This is a genomic window from Methylobacterium planeticum, from assembly GCF_008806345.1.
Classification (GTDB): domain Bacteria; phylum Pseudomonadota; class Alphaproteobacteria; order Rhizobiales; family Beijerinckiaceae; genus Methylobacterium; species Methylobacterium planeticum.
Map to the genome: position 1 here is coordinate 25437 of NZ_VZZJ01000027.1, position 15802 is coordinate 41238.

The window sequence follows — 15802 nt, forward strand, 5'->3', positions numbered from 1 at the left end:
TGCCGAGCCCGGCCCGGCCGGCCCGAGGCCTCAATCCGCCCGGGTGAGCGCGATGGCGTTGCCCTCGATCACCGTGAAGCTGATCCCGGCCGCCCGCAGGGTGGCGATCGCGGTCTGGCGCGAGCGGGCGGCGGGACCGTCCGCGTTCTCCTCCAGGCGGCGGACCGTCGAGAAGGACAGGCCGCTGGCCCGGGCGAGATCGGCCATCGACCAGTCGAGGAGGGCGCGGGCGGCGCGCAGGTGACGGCCCTCGATGGCCTGCTCCAGCCCGGCCCCGAGATCGGTCTCGGGCTGGGGCGCCACCGTGTCGGTCGGCACCATCACCATGGTCCAGCTCTCGACCGCGCCGGCGGCGTCGCGGGTCGGGATCAGGGTCTGGCGGAACGGCACGCGCTCGCCCCCGGCGAGCCGCAGGGTCGGGGTGACGGTGAAGGGCTGGCCCGCCGCGTAGAGGGGCGGCATCTGCTCGCGCCACTGCGCCCATTCCTCGGGGACCACCGGGGCGAGCCAGTTCTCGGCGATCTCCTCGCGCCGCAGGCCCGTCATCTCCAGGAACTCGGGCCCGTACTCGCAGAAGGGCACCACCGTCTCGGTGAAGGTGAAGATCCGGGCCTGCCGGGCCAGGGCGTGGCGGCGGCGCTGCTCGGCCATCTGCGCCCGGCCGAGGCGCTCGCGGTCGGTGACGTCGAGCACCACGCCGACCGCCCCCATCGGGCGGCCGTCGGGGGCGTGGAACACCTCGCCGCGGGTCGCCAGCGCCCGCATCGTGCCGTCGCGCCGGACGATGCGGATCGTGTGGTCGCCGAGGATGCCGGTGCGCGCGATCTCGCCGGGCTCCTCCAGGCTCGGCCGGTCGTCCGGATGGGCGAGGGCGCGCAGCAGCGTGTAATCGGGCTGCACCGAGCCCGGCTCGAAGCCGAGGATGTCGTAGAGGCCGGGCGACCAGGCCTGCGCCCCGGTGGCGAACACCCAGCTCCAGGTCCCGGTCAGGCCCTGCGCCTCGATCATCCGCAGGAACTCGCGGGACGAGAAGGTCGGAGAAGTGCCGTGCATCGCAGAAAGCCCCGTCCATCGCGGGCGCCCGGCGAAGCCGCCGGATGTCCGAGCGTGTTCCGCGCCGGCCGCCCCCCTCACCCAAGCAAGCGGATCCGCTGAGCCCCTCCGAACCGGACCCGCGCGGGCCACCCGAGAGACTTCGATGCCGTCGGAATCGCCCGGCGGCCCATCGGATTCACACCGGAACCCGGCCGGGTTAACACATCTTGTCGGGAATTCAAAGACTTCTCATAGTTCAACTTAAAGATGCGAACGTATTCGAAACGAATACGTCTTGCCGACGGAGGATCCGCGGGCCGATCGCGCCGGCCGTATCCGGAATACAGGTCAGAATCGCTTCGGACCGGCGCGCGGGCCCCTCAGCGGCGGTCGCCGGCGGCGAGGCGCCGCTCGATGAAGCCGGCGTAGCGCGCCATGGCGAAGCACGCGGCGAAGTAGACGAGGGCCGCGAAGGCGTAGGCCGTGACCGGCACGGAGGGGGCCGACCAGCGCGGGTCGGCGCGGGCGGCCTCGAGCGCCCGGATGAAGTCGCTGATGCCCACGATCGAGACCAGGGTCGTGTCCTTGAACAGGCCGATCATCGTGTTGACGATGCCGGGCACCACCACCTTGAGGGCCTGGGGCAGCACCACGGTGGCGAGGACCTGCGGGCGGGTGAGGCCGAGGGCGGCGGCGGCCTCCTCCTGGCCGCGCGGCACCGCCTGCAGGCCGCCGCGCACCACCTCGGCCATGTAGGCGGAGGCGAAGAGCGCGATGCCCACGAGGGGCCGCACGAGGCGGTCGACCGTGAGGTCGCCCGGCAGGAACAGGGGCAGCATCACGTTGGCCATGAACAGGACGGTGATGAGCGGCACCCCGCGCCAGAACTCGATGAAGCCGGTGCAGAGGAGGCGCAGCACCGGCAGCTCGGAGCGCCGCCCGAGGGCGAGCAGGATGCCGAGCGGCAGGGAGGCGACGATGCCCACGAGGGAGACCACCACCGTGACGAGGAGGCCGCCCCAGCGCCCGGTCGGGACGGTGGCGAGGCCGAGCCACGGCGCCCCGGAGAGCAGGGCGTAGGCGCAGAGCGGCAGGATCAGGAAGGCGTAGGCGGCGCCGAGGCGCCGGCGGGGCGCCCCGGGCCAGAGCATCCAGCCCGTCGCGAGGGCGGTGAGGGCGAAGAACAGGTTCGCCCGCCAGCGCTCGGGGACCGGGTAGGCGCCGTAGGCGAGGTAGCCGATCTTCTCCGCCACGAAGGCCCAGCAGGCGCCGACGGGCCGGCCGGCGATCTCGGGGCGGCAGGCGGCGCCGGATTCTCCCGTCCAGACCGCGTCGAGGACGAGGAAGCGCAGGGCCGCCGGCACCAGCCAGGCGAGGAGGAGGAGGATCGCCAGGGTCGTGAGCCCGTTGCCGAGGCTCGAGAACAGGTTGCGGCGCGCCCAGGCGACGGGGCCGGTGACGGCCCGCGGCGGCGGGGACGGCGGGACCGGCTCGGCGCGCACGACGCTCATCGGCGCCCCACCGCGACGACGCGGGCGTTGTAGCGGTTCATCGCGGCGGCGGTGGCGAGGCTGATCGCCAGGTAGACCGCCATGGTGATGGTCACGGCCTCCACCGCCTGGTTCGTCTGGTTGAGCACGGTGCCCATCATCACGTGGACGAGGTCCGGGTAGCCGATCAGCACCGCGAGCGAGGAGTTCTTGGTGAGGGTGAGGTACTGGCTCGTCAGGGGCGGCAGGATCACCCGCAGCGCCTGGGGCAGCACGACGAGGCGCAGGGCCTTGGCCCGGCTCAGGCCGAGGGCGGTCGCGGCCTCCACCTGGCCGCGGGGCACGCTGGCGATGCCGGCCCGCACGATCTCGGCGATGAAGGCCGCCGTGTAGGTGGAGAGCCCCGCGAGCAGGGCGGTGAATTCGGGCTGGAGCGCGAGCCCGCCCTCGATGTCGAAGGGGCCGCGCAGCGGGACAGCGACCGGCACCGGGCGGCCCGCGAGCGCGAGCCCGATCCAGGCCAGGGCCGGCAGCCCGAGGCAGAGGGCGAGGCCGGGCCCGAGCAGGGGCAGCCCCCGCCCCGTCCGGGCGGCGCGGCGCCGCGAGGCCCGGGCCAGCCCCAGGGTCGCCAGGAGGCCGAGCCCGAAGGCGCCCGGCACGAGGGCGTTCCAGTCCGAGAAATCGGGCCGGGGCAGGAACAGGCCGCGCTGGGTCAGGAAGACCGCGTCCCGCCAGGCGGCGGGGTCGCGGGGCTCGGGCAGGGCCACCCGCACCGCCACGTACCAGACGAGGAGCTGCAGCAGCAGCGGCACGTTGCGGAACAGCTCGACATAGGCCCGCGCGATCCCGCGCAGGATCAGGTTCGGCGAGAACCGGGCGATGCCGAGGCCGAACCCGATCGCGCTCGCCAGGACGATGCCGAGGCCGGAGACGAGGAGGGTGTTGAGCAGCCCGGCGAGGCAGGCCCGCCCGTAGCTCGCGGTCGCGGCCGCGTAGGGGATCAGGCTCTGGCTGAGGTCGAAGCCGGCCGCGCGCTCGAGGAAGCCGAACCCCGCCACGATCCCCTGGCGGGCGAGCTTGTCCGCCGCGTTCGCCCACGCCCCGTAGGCGAGGGCGGCGAGGCCGGCGAGGAGCAGCGCCTGCAGCGCCAGCCCGCGCCAGGATCCGCCCCGGTTCCCAGCCCGGTCCCCGCCCCGTGCGGGGCCCCGCCCCGCCCTCACCGGATCGGCGGCCCGTATTGCAGGCCCCCCTTGTTCCAGAGGGCGTTGAGGCCGCGCGGGATCTTCAGCGGGGTGCCGTCCCCGAGGTTGCGGGCGTAGGCCTCGCCGTAATTGCCGACATGCCGGATGATCCGGTAGGCCCAGTCGTTCGTCAGCCCCAGCGCCTCGCCGTACTTGCCCTCGAGGCCGAGGATGCGGCGCACGTCCGGGCTGAGCGCGTCCCTGCGCATGGCCTCGACGTTCTCCTGGCCGATCCCGGCCTCCTCGGCATCCAGCATGGCGTAGTGGGTCCAGGCCACGATGTCGCGCCACTGGTCGTCGCCCTGGCGCACCACGGGGGAGAACGGCTCCTTCGAGATCGTCTCGGGCAGGACCGCGTGCGCCTCGGGCTCGGCCATCTTCAGGCGCTCGCCGTAGAGGGAGGACTTGTCCGTCGAGTAGGCGTCGCAGCGTCCGGAATCGTAGGCGCGGCCGGTCTCCTCGGCGGTGGCGAAGGCGACCACCTTGTAGGTGAGCCCGCGGGTGCGGAACCAGTCGGCGAGGTTGAGCTCCGTGGTGGTGCCCTGCTGCAGGCAGATCGTGGCCCGGTCGAGCCCCTCCACGTGGGCGATGCCCCGGTCCTTGCGCACCAGGAAGCCCTGCCCGTCGTAGAAGTTGATCGCCGGGAAGTTCAGCTTGGCGCTGGTGTCGCGGGCCAGCGTCCAGGTGGTGTTGCGGGCGAGCACGTCGATCTCGCCCGATTGCAGCGCCGTGAAGCGCGCGGGCGCGGCGAGCGGCACGAACCGGACCTTGCCCGGGTCGTCGAAGATCGCGGCGGCCAGCGCCCGGCAGAAATCGATGTCGAGCCCGCGCCACTCGCCCTTCGAATCCGGCACCCCGAACCCGGCGACGCCCGGGCTCGAGCCGCAAGTCAGGTGGCCCCGCGCCCGGATCTCGCCGAGGAGGCCCTCGGCGCGGGCCGGGGTGGCGGGGAAGGCGGCGGCCAGGAGGGCGGCCAGGAGGAGGGCGGCCAGGAGGGCGGCGGCGAGCCCGCGGGCCGCCCGCGCCCCGCCCGCCGGCGTCGCCGCGTCCGGGTCCGGGCGCATCCGTCGACCGGACCCGGCAAGAGAACCGGCAAGAGGGTCGGCAAGAGGACCGACAAGAGAATCGGCAAGAGAATCGGCAAGGGTCAGGATCGGCAAGGGTCCAGGTCCCGCGGGGATCGTCCGGCGCCATTGCGCGCGGCGGGCGCGCCGGTCAAGGCCCGGGGCCCGACTTGACCTTCCGCCGCGGGCCGGGCTTGTCGTCGCCGAGCCGACGCCCTCGCCCGCCCTCACCTGCCCCGAGCCCGCATGTCCAAATCCCCGCCCCGCGATCCCGGCCGCTTCGGCGAAGCCACCCGCCTGGTCCATGCGGGGCGCGACCCGTCCGCCCAGCACGGCTTCGTCAACACGCCGATCTACCGCGGCTCGACGGTGCTCTACCCGACCTACGACGACATCCAGCACCGGCGCGGGCGCTACAATTACGGCACCTCGGCGACCCCCACCATGGACGCGCTGACGGAGGCCTGGACGCAGGTCGCGGGGGCGGCCGGCACCGTGGTGACGCCCTCCGGCCTCTCGGCGCTGACGGTCGCCCTGATGGCGAGCGTGTCGGCGGGCGACCACCTGCTCGTCACCGATTCCGCCTACCGCCCGACGCGCCAGTTCTGCGACGGGGTGCTGTCCCGCTTCGGCGTGGCGGTGACCTATTACGACCCGACGATCGGCGCCGGCATCCAGGCGCTGATGCGGGACGACACGAAGGCCGTGCTCGTCGAGGCGCCGGGCTCCCAGAGCTTCGAGATGCAGGACGTGCCGGCCATCGCCGCGGCGGTGCATGCCCGCGGCGGCACCGTGATCATGGACAACACCTGGGCGACGCCGCTGCTGTTCCCGCCCCACGCGCGCGGCGTCGACATCGCGGTGGAGGCCGGCACCAAGTATCTCAGCGGCGGCTCGGACCTGCTCATCGGCCTGACCTCCGCCACCGCCCAGCACTTCCCGGCGGTGCGGCGCACCTTCGACCACTTCGCCATGTGCGCGGGCCCGGAGGACATCTTCCTGGCGCTCCGGGGCCTGCGCACCATGTCCCTGCGCCTGCGCGAGCACGGGCGCCAGGGCCTGGAGATGGCGCGCTGGCTGCAGGCGCGCCCGGAGGTGCTGCGGGTGCTGCATCCGGGCCTGCCCGAGGATCCCGGCCACGCGATCTGGCGGCGGGACTTCTCCGGGGCGTCCGGGCTCTTCGGCGTCATCCTGAAGCCGGTGCCCGAGGCGGCGGTCGCCGCCCTGCTCGACGGGCTGGAGCTGTTCGGGATGGGCTTCTCCTGGGGCGGCTTCGAGAGCCTCGTCATCCCCTTCGACTGCAAGCCCTACCGCACGGCGACGCGCTGGGCCCCGGGCGGTCCCGCGCTGCGCTTCCACATCGGCCTCGAGGACGTCGCCGACCTCAAGGCCGACCTCGAGGCCGGGTTCGCGCGGCTGCGGGCGGCGGCCGGCTGAGCGCGGGCCCGCCTCACGGCACCAGCCAGGTGCCGTGCCAGGTCCCGTGCGAGCCCCCGGCCCCGCGGGTCCAGCCGGCGCGGCGGTGGCCGCGGCGGTCGAGGTAGAGGAAGTCGAGGGACTCGGCGCGCACGAGGAGCGCGCAGAAGTTCGGGCGGCCGAGCGCGCGGGCCGCCTCCGGGTCGGGCTGGGCGTAGGCGCCGCCCCGCGCCAGGGCCGTGCCGGGGGCGGGCTCGACGCCGTAGCAGACCCGGCTCATGGGCTGGCTCCCGGCCCAGGCCGCCTCCGCCACCGCGTCGTCGGCGTGGAGGCCGGCCCGGCCCTCGATGCGGATCTGCACCTTGCTCTCGGGATCGTAGGCGTGGAGCGCGCAGGGCGCCCGCGCCAGCAGCTCCGCGGCCTTGTCGGAGCGCCGGTCGCAGTGGATGCGCAGGGTCGCGGTCTCGGGGTCGGCGGCGCGCAGCACCACGGTGCGCACCCGCGGCCGGCCCTCGGCCCCGATCGTGGCGAGGCTCGGGGTGTGGAAGGCCGAGCGGCCGCGGCGGACCCCGTCCGCGAGGAGCCGCCAGAGCTCGGCCCAGGCGGCCGCGAGGTCGTCGTGGAAGGGAGGCAGGGGGGTGCGCGCGTCCGGGCTCATGCGGGCAGGCTCGCAGGCCCGCGCGGCCCGATCAAGCGCCGCCGTCCGGGGCCGCGGAGCCCGCCCGGCGGGCGGCGGCCTCGCCCTGGAGCCTGCGGCGGCGCTCGCGGAAGATCAGCGACAGGTTGCGCAGGTAGATCCCCGTCGAGAGCCCCTGCCCGATGATGATCACGGGCTCGCGCCGGACGAAGCCGTAGACCAGCGTCATCAGGCCGCCCACGATCGACAGGAACCAGAACGAGAGCGGCATCACGCTCCGGCCCGCCCGCTCGCTCGCGATCCATTGCAGGATGAAGCGCGAGCCGAAGATGAGCTGCGCCAGGATGCCGAAGACCAGCCAGAAATCGAAGCGCGTGACGAACACGTCGTAGAAGTAGCCGCGCAGGTGATCCGAGATCTCGATCAGCACGACGCCTCCTCCCGGCGCGCCACCACCTCGGTCACCGACGGGGTCGGGCGCTTGCGCCGGATCAGCCACCAGACCCCGGCGAGGTCGAGGAGCCCGACCCAGAGGCGGTCGAACAGGCCGTAATTCGAGGTGCCGGTGTGGCGCGGCCGGTCGACCACGTCGCGGTGGACCACCCCGAAGCCCTCCCGGGCCACGAGGGCCGGCATGAAGCGGTGGAGCGCGTCGAAATAGGGCAGCGCCCGGTAGACCTCGCGGCGGAAGACCTTGAGGCCGCAGCCGGTGTCGCGGGTGGAATCCTTGAGGATGCGTCCCCGCACCCCGTTGGCGATGCGCGACTGCAGCATCTTGAAGGGCCCGTCCTTGCGGCCGGTGCGCTGGCCCTGCGCCAGGCCGATCCCGGGGCCGCCCTGCTCCAGGGCCGCCACGAGCGCCGGGAGGAAGGCCGGGTCGTTCTGGCCGTCGCCGTCGAGGGTGGCGACGACCGGCGCGCGCGCCGCCGCGACGCCGCTGCGCACCGCCGCGCTCTGGCCGCCGCCGCGGGCGTGGCGCAGCACCCGGAGCCAGGGCCGGCCGGCCCGGGCGGCCTCGAGGGCGGCGGGCGTCCCGTCGGTGGAGCCGTCGTCGACATAGATCACCTCGAAGGGCGCGAGGCCGGCGCAGGCCCGCGCGATCTCGGCCACGAGGCCCTCGATGTTGCCGGCCTCGTTGCGCACCGGCACCACGACGGCGAGGCGGGGCGGCGCGCCCGCGAGATCCGATGTCAGGGCCGGGGACACGTCCGATGCCGGATGCGAATCGGGCATCGGTGCGCTGGCCGGTCCGGTCATCGGTCCCGTCATGGGCTCACCCCGTAGGCCGTGAGGTCGACCCGCCGGCCGCCGTTGATGTTGAAGCCCGAGACCCGGCCCGCCGCCGGGGGCGCGAGGCCCGCGGCCCCGGCGGCGGCCGCGAATTCGGGGGCGAACCGGCCCTCGACGAAGACGAGCCGGCAGCCGCCGGCCCGCAGGAAGTCGATCGCCTCGGCGCCGGAATTCAGCATGGCGAGGTCGGTGCCGATCAGGAAGACGAGGCTCGGCTCGCGGTAGCCGAGGCTCGCGACCTGCGGATGGGGGCAGGCGAGGCCGTCGCGCAGGGCGGCGAGGCGCGGCGAGACCTTCAGGGCGGGGAGCGCCGGCTGCACCAGCCCGAACACCGCGGGCGAGACCAGGGCGGAGGCGAGCACCGCGAGGACCAGGGCCCGCTCGGCCCGGGCCCGGGCGAAGGCCAGGACGGCGAGGCCCGCGAGGCCGGCCGCCCCGGCCAGCGGCGGCAGCCCGGCCCAGGGCAGGCGCCCGTCGAGCTGCCAGCCGGCATAGGACAGGCCGGCCATCAGCCCCAGCGGGATCAGCACCGCCAGGAGCGCCACCGCGACGGCGCCCCGCCGGCGCGGATCGAGGGCGCCCCCCGTCGCCGCCATCACGGTGAGGATCGCCACGGCCGGCATCAGGGGCAGCACGTAGTGCGGCAGCTTCGTCGGCACGGCCTCGAACAGGATCCAGGCCGGCACGATCCAGGCGAGCAGGAGGGCGACCGCATCGCTCCCCCGCTGGCGCCAGCCGAAGGGCAGGCTCAGGGCCGCGAAGGCCGCGCCCGGCCAGAAGGTCGCGAAGACGATCAGCAGATAGGTCCCGGGCGGCGCCCAGTGCTTCTCCTTGGCGCTCCCGACCTTGCCGAGCATGTCCTGGCCGACCGCCTCGCCGAAGAAGGCGCCGCCGCTCTTCCAGGCGATGGCGAGGAACCAGGGCGCCACGAGGACGAGGACCAGGGCGAGGCCGAGGCCGGGGCGCAGGGCCCGGAGCCAGACCCCGGAGCGGGCGCGCAGCGAGAGCGGCAGCGCCGCGAGCCCGACGAAGAGCGGCACCATCGGGCCCTTGACCAGGATGCCGAGGGCGAGGCCGAGCCAGAAGGCCAGGACGGTGGCGAGCGGAAGCTTGCCGAGCGGGACCTTGGCGGGCGGAAGGCGCGGACCGGCCCGCCCGAGCCAGGCGCGGGCGAGCCCCCCGAGGGCCGCGACCGAGCAGGCGGTCAGCACCGCGTCGGTCTTGGCGAGGCGCGCCTCGGCCGAGAGCATCAGGCAGGCCCCGAACAGGGCGGCGGCCAGCAGCGCCCCCCGGCGCGGCAGGACGGCCAGCGCCGCCCAGTAGGTCAGCAGCACCGCCGCCGCCGCGCCCGCGAGCGAGGGCAGCCGGTAGAGGGCGATGCGGGTGCGGGCCTGCGGCACCCCCGCGGCCTCGCCCAGGGCGACGCTCAGGCTCTGGAGCCAGTAGATCCCCACCGGCTTCTTGTGCCGGGCCTCGCCCTGAAAGCGGATGTCGACGAGGTCGCCCGTCTCCAGCATCTGCTTCGAGGCCTGGGCGAAGCGCGGCTCGTCCCGGTCCATGGGCTGGAGGGAGGCGAGGCCGGGCAGGAAGCAGACGAGGCAGAGGGCGAGGAGGAGCGCGCAGGCGCGGGCATGGCTCGCGGCGGCCGCGGCGAGGAGGCGCTCGGGCAGGGCGTGCGGATCGCCCGGGGCGACGCGGCCGGCGGAGAGGCTCGTCATGGCGTTGGGCGGCCCGCGCGGGCGTTCATGGGGCGCTCATGGGGCGTTCATGGACGGAATTCCTGGACGGCATTCCTCGACGGCTTCGGACCGGCCGTCGGCCCCCGGCGCGGGATGCGAGGACGAGACTCCGGAGAGGTCGGGGCCGCGGCCGGCCGTGTCGATGATTGGGCCCGGAAAGTCAAATGGCGGGGGCCGGCCCCGCCCGGCCGCGTCGGCCCGCGGGGGATCGTGCGCGGGGCCTTCCCGCGGGTCAGGGGCACGGCGGTGCGCCGGGACGCGTTGGACCGGCGGCGCGGGCGCGGTACTGTGGCGCCAGGGAGACGAATGCCATGAACGCCCGCACCGACGCCGCGCCCGAGACGGCCCGCGACACCATCTACGACCGGGACCTCGACCGGAACCCGGCCAATTACCAGCCGCTGACGCCGCTGAGCTACCTCGACCGGGCGGCGCAGGTCTTCCCCGACCGGGTCGCCGTGATCCACGGGCCGCTCCGGCGCTCCTACGCGGAGCTCTACGGGCGCTGCCGCCGCCTGGCCTCGGCGCTCGCGGCGCGCGGCATCGGGCGCGGCGACACGGTGGCGGTGCTCCTCGCCAACACCCCCGAGATGATCGAGTGCCATTACGGGGTGCCGATGACGGGCGCCGTGCTCAACACCCTGAACACCCGCCTCGACGCCGGGGCGCTGGCCTTCTGCCTCGACCACGGCGAGGCCAGAATCCTCATCACCGACCGGGAATTCGCCAAGGTGGCGGGCCCGGCCCTGGAGCGGGCCGGGGTGAGCCCCCTGGTGATCGACGTGGACGATCCGGAATACGCGGGCGAGGGCGCCCGCCTCGGCAGCCTCGACTACGAGGCGCTGCTGGCCGAGGGGGACCCCGACCACGACTGGGCGATGCCCGGCGACGAGTGGGACGCGATCTCCCTCAACTACACCTCCGGCACCACCGGCGACCCGAAGGGCGTGGTCTACCACCACCGGGGGGCGGCGCTCCTCTCCCTCGGCAACGTCATCACGGGGGGGCTCGGGCGGCACCCCGTCTATCTCTGGACGCTGCCGATGTTCCACTGCAACGGCTGGTGCTTCCCCTGGACCCTGTCGGTGGTGGCGGGCACCCATGTCTGCCTGCGCCAGGTCCGGGCCGGCGCCCTGTACCAGGCGCTCGCCGAGCACGGGGTGACGCATCTGTGCGGCGCGCCGATCGTGATGCAGCTCCTCCTCAACGCCCCCGATCCGGAGCGCCGCCCCCTGCCCCGCCGGGTCGCCTTCCTGACGGCCGCGGCCCCGCCGCCGCAGGCCGTGCTCGCGGCGATGGGCGAGGCCGGCTTCGACGTGACCCACCTCTACGGCCTGACCGAGACCTACGGCCCCGCGGTGGTGAATGCCTGGCACGAAGCCTGGGACGCGCTCCCGGCCGAGGAGCGGGCCGCCAAGATGGCGCGCCAGGGCGTGCGCTACCCCGTCCTCGAGGGTTTCGACGTGCGCGACCCCGAGACCCTGGACTCCGTGCCCGCGGATGGGCAGACCATGGGCGAGGCGATGTTCCGCGGCAACGTGGTGATGCGCGGCTACCTCAAGAACCCGGCGGCGACCCGGGCCGCCTTCGCGGGGGGCTGGTTCCGCTCGGGCGACCTCGGGGTGAAGCATCCCGACGGCTACGTCCAGCTCAAGGACCGCTCGAAGGACATCATCATCTCGGGGGGCGAGAACATCTCGTCGATCGAGGTCGAGGACGCGCTCTTCCGGCACGAAGCCGTGGCGGCGGCGGCGGTGGTCGCCCGGCCCGACCCGAAATGGGGCGAGACCCCGGTGGCCTTCGTCGAGCTCAAGCCCGGCCGGAGCGTCGAGGCCGACGCCCTGATCGCGTGGTGCCGCGAGCGCCTCGCCCCCTACAAGCTGCCCCGCGCGATCGTGTTCGGCGAATTGCCCAAGACCTCGACCGGCAAGGTGCAGAAATACGTCCTGCGCGAGCGGGCGAAGGCGTCGGCGCAGGACGGGACGGGCTCCTAGGCGATCCATGCGGGCCGAGCCCGTCTGGGGGCGGGTTCGGGCTCGGCCCGCTGGTCGCGCCGGCCCGCGCTGGGGGCGGACGGCGACGGCGGGGCCAGCATCGGGCCCGAACTTTTCTGGATGATTGCTGGCCGCGCACAATTCCAGGCCGCAGCACCCGCAGGGCCCGGTGGCCTTCGGCCGGGGCGCGTGGCAGAAGCTTGACCGCGCGGGGCCGCCCGCGCCGAATCGCCAGAAGGGATTGTCCGCGTCGATGAGCGCCCGGTCGGACCAGCTCCTCACCCTCCTGTCCCGCGTGGTCGAGCATGTCCGGAGGACGAATGCCCGGGCCGAGCGGGCCGAGGCCGCCGCCGACCAGCTCGCCGACCACCTCGCCGCCCGCCTGGAGGCGGCCGCGGTCGAGGCCGAGGCCCTGCGGGCCGAGCGCGACGGGGCCGAGGCCCGCCTGATCGAGGCCGGGGCCGCGGCGGCGGAGCTGCGCGACGCCCTCGAGACCGAGCGGCGGGCGGTCGCGGCGCTCGAGGCCCGCGCCGTCCGGGCGGAGCTGCGCATCGGCCAGGCGGCGGAGGCCCTGGGCTATGCGGGGCCCGCCGCGCCGCCCCCGGACGAGGCGCCGATCCCGGTCCCGATTCCGGTCTCGGCCCCGGTCTCGGCCTCCCTGCACTGACGGGCGGCCTTGGCGGGGCAAGCGGTCCCCCCGCGCGGGACCTCAGCCGCCGCCGGCTCCCCCTTTCGCCCTCGGCCGTAAGCCGTTTTAGGCCCTGGAACGCCGAGGGCCGCGGTGCTCTCATGGGCGGCGGACCCACGAGGCGTCGCCGGCCTCCGGGGCCCGGGTCCGGCGGCACGGGAGACGGAGCTTCGCTCATCCGCGCCGCCGGACCGCTCCCGGCCCCCATGCCCGCCCTTCCTCACCCCTTCCTCAACCCTTCCCGGCCCCTTCCCCGCCCCTTCCCCGCCGCGCTTTTCGCGCCGCGGGGGGCGCGGGTCGTGGTACCGGGCGCGCGGCACTTCCGCCCGCAACGCCGCCGCGACGCCCCCATGCTCACCACCGCCCTGTTCTCGGCGCCCTGGCTGCCGCCCCTCGTCCGGGCGGTCGCGACCGGCCTCATCGTGGTGCTGGCCTCCGCCATCGCGGAGGCGGCCGGGCCGTTCTGGGGAGCGCTCGTGATCAGCCTGCCGGTCACGGCGGGGCCGGCCTACGTCTTCATGGCCCTGCAGCACGAGGCCGGCTTCATCGCCGCGGCGGCGCTCAACGGCTTCGCGGCGAACGCGGCGACCGGGGCCTTCCTGATCGTCTACGCCAAGCTCGGGCCGGGGCACGGCCTGGCCCGGGCCTTCGGACCGGCGGTCCTGACCTGGCTCGCCGCGGCCCTCGCCATCGCGCATGGGCGCTGGACGCCGCTGACGGCGCTCCTCCTGAACTGCGCCGTCTACGGGGCCGGGATCGTCCTGTGCCGGGCGCGGGCGCGGCCGAGCTACGCGCCGAGCCCGGTGGCCCGGCGGCGCTGGCTCGACCTCGTGGTCCGGGCGGTCGCCGTGGCCCTGTTCGTCACCGGGGTGATCGGGCTCAGCGCGGTGCTCAGCCCGGCCCGCACGGGGGTGATCGCGGCCTTCCCGATGGCCCTCACCTGCACCATCGTGATCCTGCACCCGCGCGTCGGCGGGGCCGCGACGGCGCACCTCGCCAGCACGGCGATCCGGGGCGTGTTCGGCTTCGGCCTGACGCTCCTGACCCTGCACCTCCTGGCGGAGAGCCGGGGCGTGGCGGCGGCCCTGGTCTCGGCCCTCCTCGTCTCCCTCGCCTGGTCGGCGGCTTTGCTCGGGGCGCAGCGCCTGCGGATGCGCCGGCCCGGCCGCCGCTGAAGCCGGCCCGGGGAGCCGGCTCAGGCGCCGCGCCGGAGTTCCGCCAGGGCGGCGAGGCAGCGCCCGAGGTCGGCCGCGTGGGCGAAGACGTGCGGGCTGAGGCGCAGGCCCCCGAGCCGCGCGCTGGCGAAGACCCCCCGGTCGCGCAGCCCGGCCACGAGCCCCTCCGGCACGCCGCCGGGCCAGGCGAGGCCGAGGATGTGGGGCGCGCGCAGGTGCCGGGGCAGCGGGCCGAGCCCGAGCTCGGCGGCCCCCGCGGCCAGGCGGTCGGTCAGCGCGCGCAGGCGCGCCGCCACGGCCGGCACGCCCCAGCCGGCGATCAGCTCCAGCCCGGCCGCCGCCATGGGGAGCGCCACCGGGTCGTCGCGCTCGCCCCGGTCGTAGCGCCGGGCCCCGGCGGCCGGCGGGCGGTTGCCGGCATTCTCCTCCAGCGCCACCCCGCCCTGCCGGTGGGGCGCGGCGTACAGGAAGGCGACGCCGTAGGGGCCGAGCGCCCATTTGTAGGTCGGGAAGGCCAGGAAATCGGGCCGCAGCCGGGCGATGTCGAGCGGCATCGCCCCGGCCGCCTGGGTCGCGTCCACCACCAGGGCGGCGCCCGCGTCCCGGATCAGGGGCGCGAGGCGCGCCAGGTCGATCAGGCCGCCATCGGCCCAGTGCAGGGGCGTCAGGGTCGCGACCGCGAGGGGCGGCGCCCCCGGGCGCGCGATCGCGGCGGCGAGCGCCGCCGTCCAGTCGCCGTCGGCGGGGCGGGCCACCGCCTCGACCGCGAGGCCGCGCTCCGCCGCGAGCCGGTCGAAGGCGAGGCAGAGGGAGGGGAACTCGTCGGCGACCCGCAGGATGCGCCCGCCCGGCCGCAGCGGCAGGTTGCGCGCCGCCGTGGCGACGGCGTGGCTGACCGAGCCGACGATGGCGACATCGTCCGGCGCCGCCCCGATCAGCCCGGCGGCGGCGGCCCGCGCCCGCTCCGCCCCCTCGGCCGCGGCGGCGCGCGGGTGCGACCAGGGCCGGCTCTTGAGCAGCAGCCCGGCCTCCCCGGCCGCTCGCACGGCGCGGGGCAGCGGTGACCAGGCCGCGGAATCGAGGTAGCTGACATCCTCCGGCACCTCGAAGAGGTGGCGCTGGCAGGGGAGCGGTTCGGCGGAGATCATGCGATCCGGGTCATGCGATGGGATCCGCGCGGCGGCCTCGATCCGCGAATTTCGGGGGGCCGACCTTGGCCCCTCGATCCTTGGCCCGCAACCTCCGGCCCGCGAAGCCCGGCCCGCGAAGCCCGAGCCGGCCCGGGCCCTCAAGGCTCCGCCAGGGCGTAGACCGCGTCCCCCATGCGGCGCACCGGGCCACCGGGGCCGGCGCGCTTCCACAGGCGGGTGTTGAGGGCCGCCACCGGGTCCTGCCCCGGCAGGGTGAAGCCCCGCGCGGACAGGCGCTCCAGGATCTCGCCGGCATGGAGCGGCCGGCCCGCGGCCTCCAGCACGCCGATCGCCGCCTCGATCACCGCCCGGCCGTAGCGGCGGGCCGCCACGGGGTCGTCCTCGAAGGCCACCGGCGGGACCGGCAAGTCCTGAACGGGCAAGTCCTGAACGGGCAAGTCCTGAACGGGCAAGTCCGGGACCGGCAAGTCCGGGGCGGGCAGGTCCGGGGCCGGCCGGTCGACACCCGGCCCATCGAAACCCGCCCGACTTGCAACGCTCGGGCTCGGGCGCAGCGGGGCGGGGGCCGCCCAGGCCGGCGCCGGGGCGGCCTCGACGGACGCGGCGGGATGCCCCGGCCGGGCCGGCGCCTCGCTCTCCGGGCCCGCCCCGGGTTCGAGGCCGGGCCCCGATCCCCCGAGGCGCCGGCCGAGCTCGCGGTAGAGGGCGAGGTCGGCGATCTCCCGGTCGAGGGCCTCGCGGCGGCGGCGCAGCGCGGCGAGGCGGATCTCGATCTCGGCTTCCGACGGGAACATGCGGGCTCCGGGCGTTCCATTCCCTGCAGCGGAGGGAATGGGCATCCTAGCGCGTTATTCCCTCCGGCGGAAGGCGCGCCGCATGCCT

14 protein-coding genes are annotated in these 15802 nt (G+C 75.4%); 4 read left to right on the plus strand and 10 right to left on the minus strand.

Annotated features, from left to right (window positions below; all coding sequences use genetic code 11):
- Positions 1 to 30: 30 nt before the first annotated feature.
- From F6X51_RS22385 to F6X51_RS22400, 4 genes are all read right to left on the minus strand, one after another.
- On the minus strand, positions 31 to 1053 hold the full coding sequence (locus tag F6X51_RS22385; RefSeq protein ID WP_150965897.1) for a PAS domain-containing protein: 1023 nt from the start codon (positions 1051 to 1053) through the stop codon (positions 31 to 33).
- Between the two features lie 362 nt (positions 1054 to 1415).
- Entirely contained in the window at positions 1416 to 2546 is a 1131-nt protein-coding gene (locus F6X51_RS22390; protein ID WP_150965898.1) for an amino acid ABC transporter permease, read from the minus strand.
- Positions 2543 to 3745, minus strand: coding sequence for an amino acid ABC transporter permease (locus tag F6X51_RS22395; protein ID WP_150965899.1), 1203 nt, complete (start codon positions 3743 to 3745; stop codon positions 2543 to 2545). The genes F6X51_RS22390 and F6X51_RS22395 overlap by 4 nt, the downstream gene beginning before the upstream one ends.
- On the minus strand, positions 3742 to 4830 hold the full coding sequence (locus F6X51_RS22400; protein WP_150965900.1) for an amino acid ABC transporter substrate-binding protein: 1089 nt from the start codon (positions 4828 to 4830) through the stop codon (positions 3742 to 3744). Before F6X51_RS22400 ends, F6X51_RS22395 begins: the two co-directional genes overlap by 4 nt.
- A gap of 246 nt (positions 4831 to 5076) precedes the next feature.
- On the opposite strand from F6X51_RS22400, the gene metC reads away from it, so the two are divergent.
- Positions 5077 to 6267, plus strand: a complete 1191-nt coding sequence (metC, locus tag F6X51_RS22405; protein ID WP_150965901.1) for a cystathionine beta-lyase — start codon at positions 5077 to 5079, stop codon at positions 6265 to 6267.
- 13 nt (positions 6268 to 6280) lie between these two features.
- Here metC and F6X51_RS22410 read toward each other — a convergent pair whose 3' ends face one another.
- From F6X51_RS22410 to F6X51_RS22425, 4 genes are read right to left on the minus strand one after another with little or no spacing between them, the layout of a single operon-like run.
- Entirely contained in the window at positions 6281 to 6904 is a 624-nt protein-coding gene (locus tag F6X51_RS22410; protein ID WP_150965902.1) for a pyridoxamine 5'-phosphate oxidase family protein, read from the minus strand.
- Positions 6905 to 6935: 31 nt separating this feature from the next.
- Complete coding sequence (locus F6X51_RS22415) at positions 6936 to 7313, minus strand: lipid-A-disaccharide synthase N-terminal domain-containing protein (protein WP_150965903.1); 378 nt, start codon at positions 7311 to 7313, stop codon at positions 6936 to 6938.
- Positions 7307 to 8140, minus strand: a complete 834-nt coding sequence (locus F6X51_RS22420) for a glycosyltransferase family 2 protein (protein WP_407658665.1) — start codon at positions 8138 to 8140, stop codon at positions 7307 to 7309. The genes F6X51_RS22415 and F6X51_RS22420 overlap by 7 nt, the downstream gene beginning before the upstream one ends.
- Before the next feature lie 8 nt (positions 8141 to 8148).
- Positions 8149 to 9891, minus strand: coding sequence for an ArnT family glycosyltransferase (locus F6X51_RS22425; protein WP_150965905.1), 1743 nt, complete (start codon positions 9889 to 9891; stop codon positions 8149 to 8151).
- Positions 9892 to 10223: 332 nt separating this feature from the next.
- On the opposite strand from F6X51_RS22425, the gene F6X51_RS22430 reads away from it, so the two are divergent.
- The 3 genes from F6X51_RS22430 to F6X51_RS22440 all read left to right on the plus strand — a co-directional run bounded on the left by F6X51_RS22430 (position 10224) and on the right by F6X51_RS22440 (position 13769).
- Positions 10224 to 11906: an acyl-CoA synthetase gene (locus tag F6X51_RS22430; protein ID WP_150965906.1), complete on the plus strand. Its 1683-nt coding sequence runs from the start codon at positions 10224 to 10226 to the stop codon at positions 11904 to 11906.
- A 253-nt stretch (positions 11907 to 12159) separates the two neighbouring features.
- Positions 12160 to 12573, plus strand: a complete 414-nt coding sequence (locus F6X51_RS22435; RefSeq protein WP_150965907.1) for a hypothetical protein — start codon at positions 12160 to 12162, stop codon at positions 12571 to 12573.
- 371 nt (positions 12574 to 12944) lie between these two features.
- Entirely contained in the window at positions 12945 to 13769 is an 825-nt protein-coding gene (locus tag F6X51_RS22440; RefSeq protein WP_150965908.1) for a hypothetical protein, read from the plus strand.
- Positions 13770 to 13789: 20 nt separating this feature from the next.
- Here the strand turns inward: F6X51_RS22440 and F6X51_RS22445 are convergent, their stop codons facing one another.
- Entirely contained in the window at positions 13790 to 14917 is a 1128-nt protein-coding gene (locus tag F6X51_RS22445) for an aminotransferase class V-fold PLP-dependent enzyme (protein WP_150965909.1), read from the minus strand.
- 140 nt (positions 14918 to 15057) lie between these two features.
- Positions 15058 to 15714 carry a winged helix-turn-helix domain-containing protein gene (locus F6X51_RS22450; protein WP_150965910.1) on the minus strand — a complete coding sequence of 219 codons (657 nt, stop codon included), beginning with the start codon at positions 15712 to 15714 and terminating at the stop codon, positions 15058 to 15060.
- Positions 15715 to 15802: the final 88 nt, after the last annotated feature.

What these genes read in the sequence shown, in the direction of transcription:
- F6X51_RS22385 (WP_150965897.1), bottom strand. Translation starts at nt 1,053, where the DNA reads ATGCACGGCACTTCTCCGACCTTCTCGTCCCGCGAGTTCCTGCGGATG.
- F6X51_RS22390 (WP_150965898.1), bottom strand. Translation starts at nt 2,546, where the DNA reads ATGAGCGTCGTGCGCGCCGAGCCGGTCCCGCCGTCCCCGCCGCCGCGG.
- F6X51_RS22400 (WP_150965900.1), bottom strand. Translation starts at nt 4,830, where the DNA reads ATGCGCCCGGACCCGGACGCGGCGACGCCGGCGGGCGGGGCGCGGGCG.
- metC (WP_150965901.1), top strand. Translation starts at nt 5,077, where the DNA reads ATGTCCAAATCCCCGCCCCGCGATCCCGGCCGCTTCGGCGAAGCCACC.
- F6X51_RS22410 (WP_150965902.1), bottom strand. Translation starts at nt 6,904, where the DNA reads ATGAGCCCGGACGCGCGCACCCCCCTGCCTCCCTTCCACGACGACCTC.
- F6X51_RS22420 (WP_407658665.1), bottom strand. Translation starts at nt 8,140, where the DNA reads ATGACCGGACCGGCCAGCGCACCGATGCCCGATTCGCATCCGGCATCG.
- F6X51_RS22425 (WP_150965905.1), bottom strand. Translation starts at nt 9,891, where the DNA reads ATGACGAGCCTCTCCGCCGGCCGCGTCGCCCCGGGCGATCCGCACGCC.
- F6X51_RS22430 (WP_150965906.1), top strand. Translation starts at nt 10,224, where the DNA reads ATGAACGCCCGCACCGACGCCGCGCCCGAGACGGCCCGCGACACCATC.
- F6X51_RS22435 (WP_150965907.1), top strand. Translation starts at nt 12,160, where the DNA reads ATGAGCGCCCGGTCGGACCAGCTCCTCACCCTCCTGTCCCGCGTGGTC.
- F6X51_RS22440 (WP_150965908.1), top strand. Translation starts at nt 12,945, where the DNA reads ATGCTCACCACCGCCCTGTTCTCGGCGCCCTGGCTGCCGCCCCTCGTC.
- F6X51_RS22445 (WP_150965909.1), bottom strand. Translation starts at nt 14,917, where the DNA reads ATGATCTCCGCCGAACCGCTCCCCTGCCAGCGCCACCTCTTCGAGGTG.
- F6X51_RS22450 (WP_150965910.1), bottom strand. Translation starts at nt 15,714, where the DNA reads ATGTTCCCGTCGGAAGCCGAGATCGAGATCCGCCTCGCCGCGCTGCGC.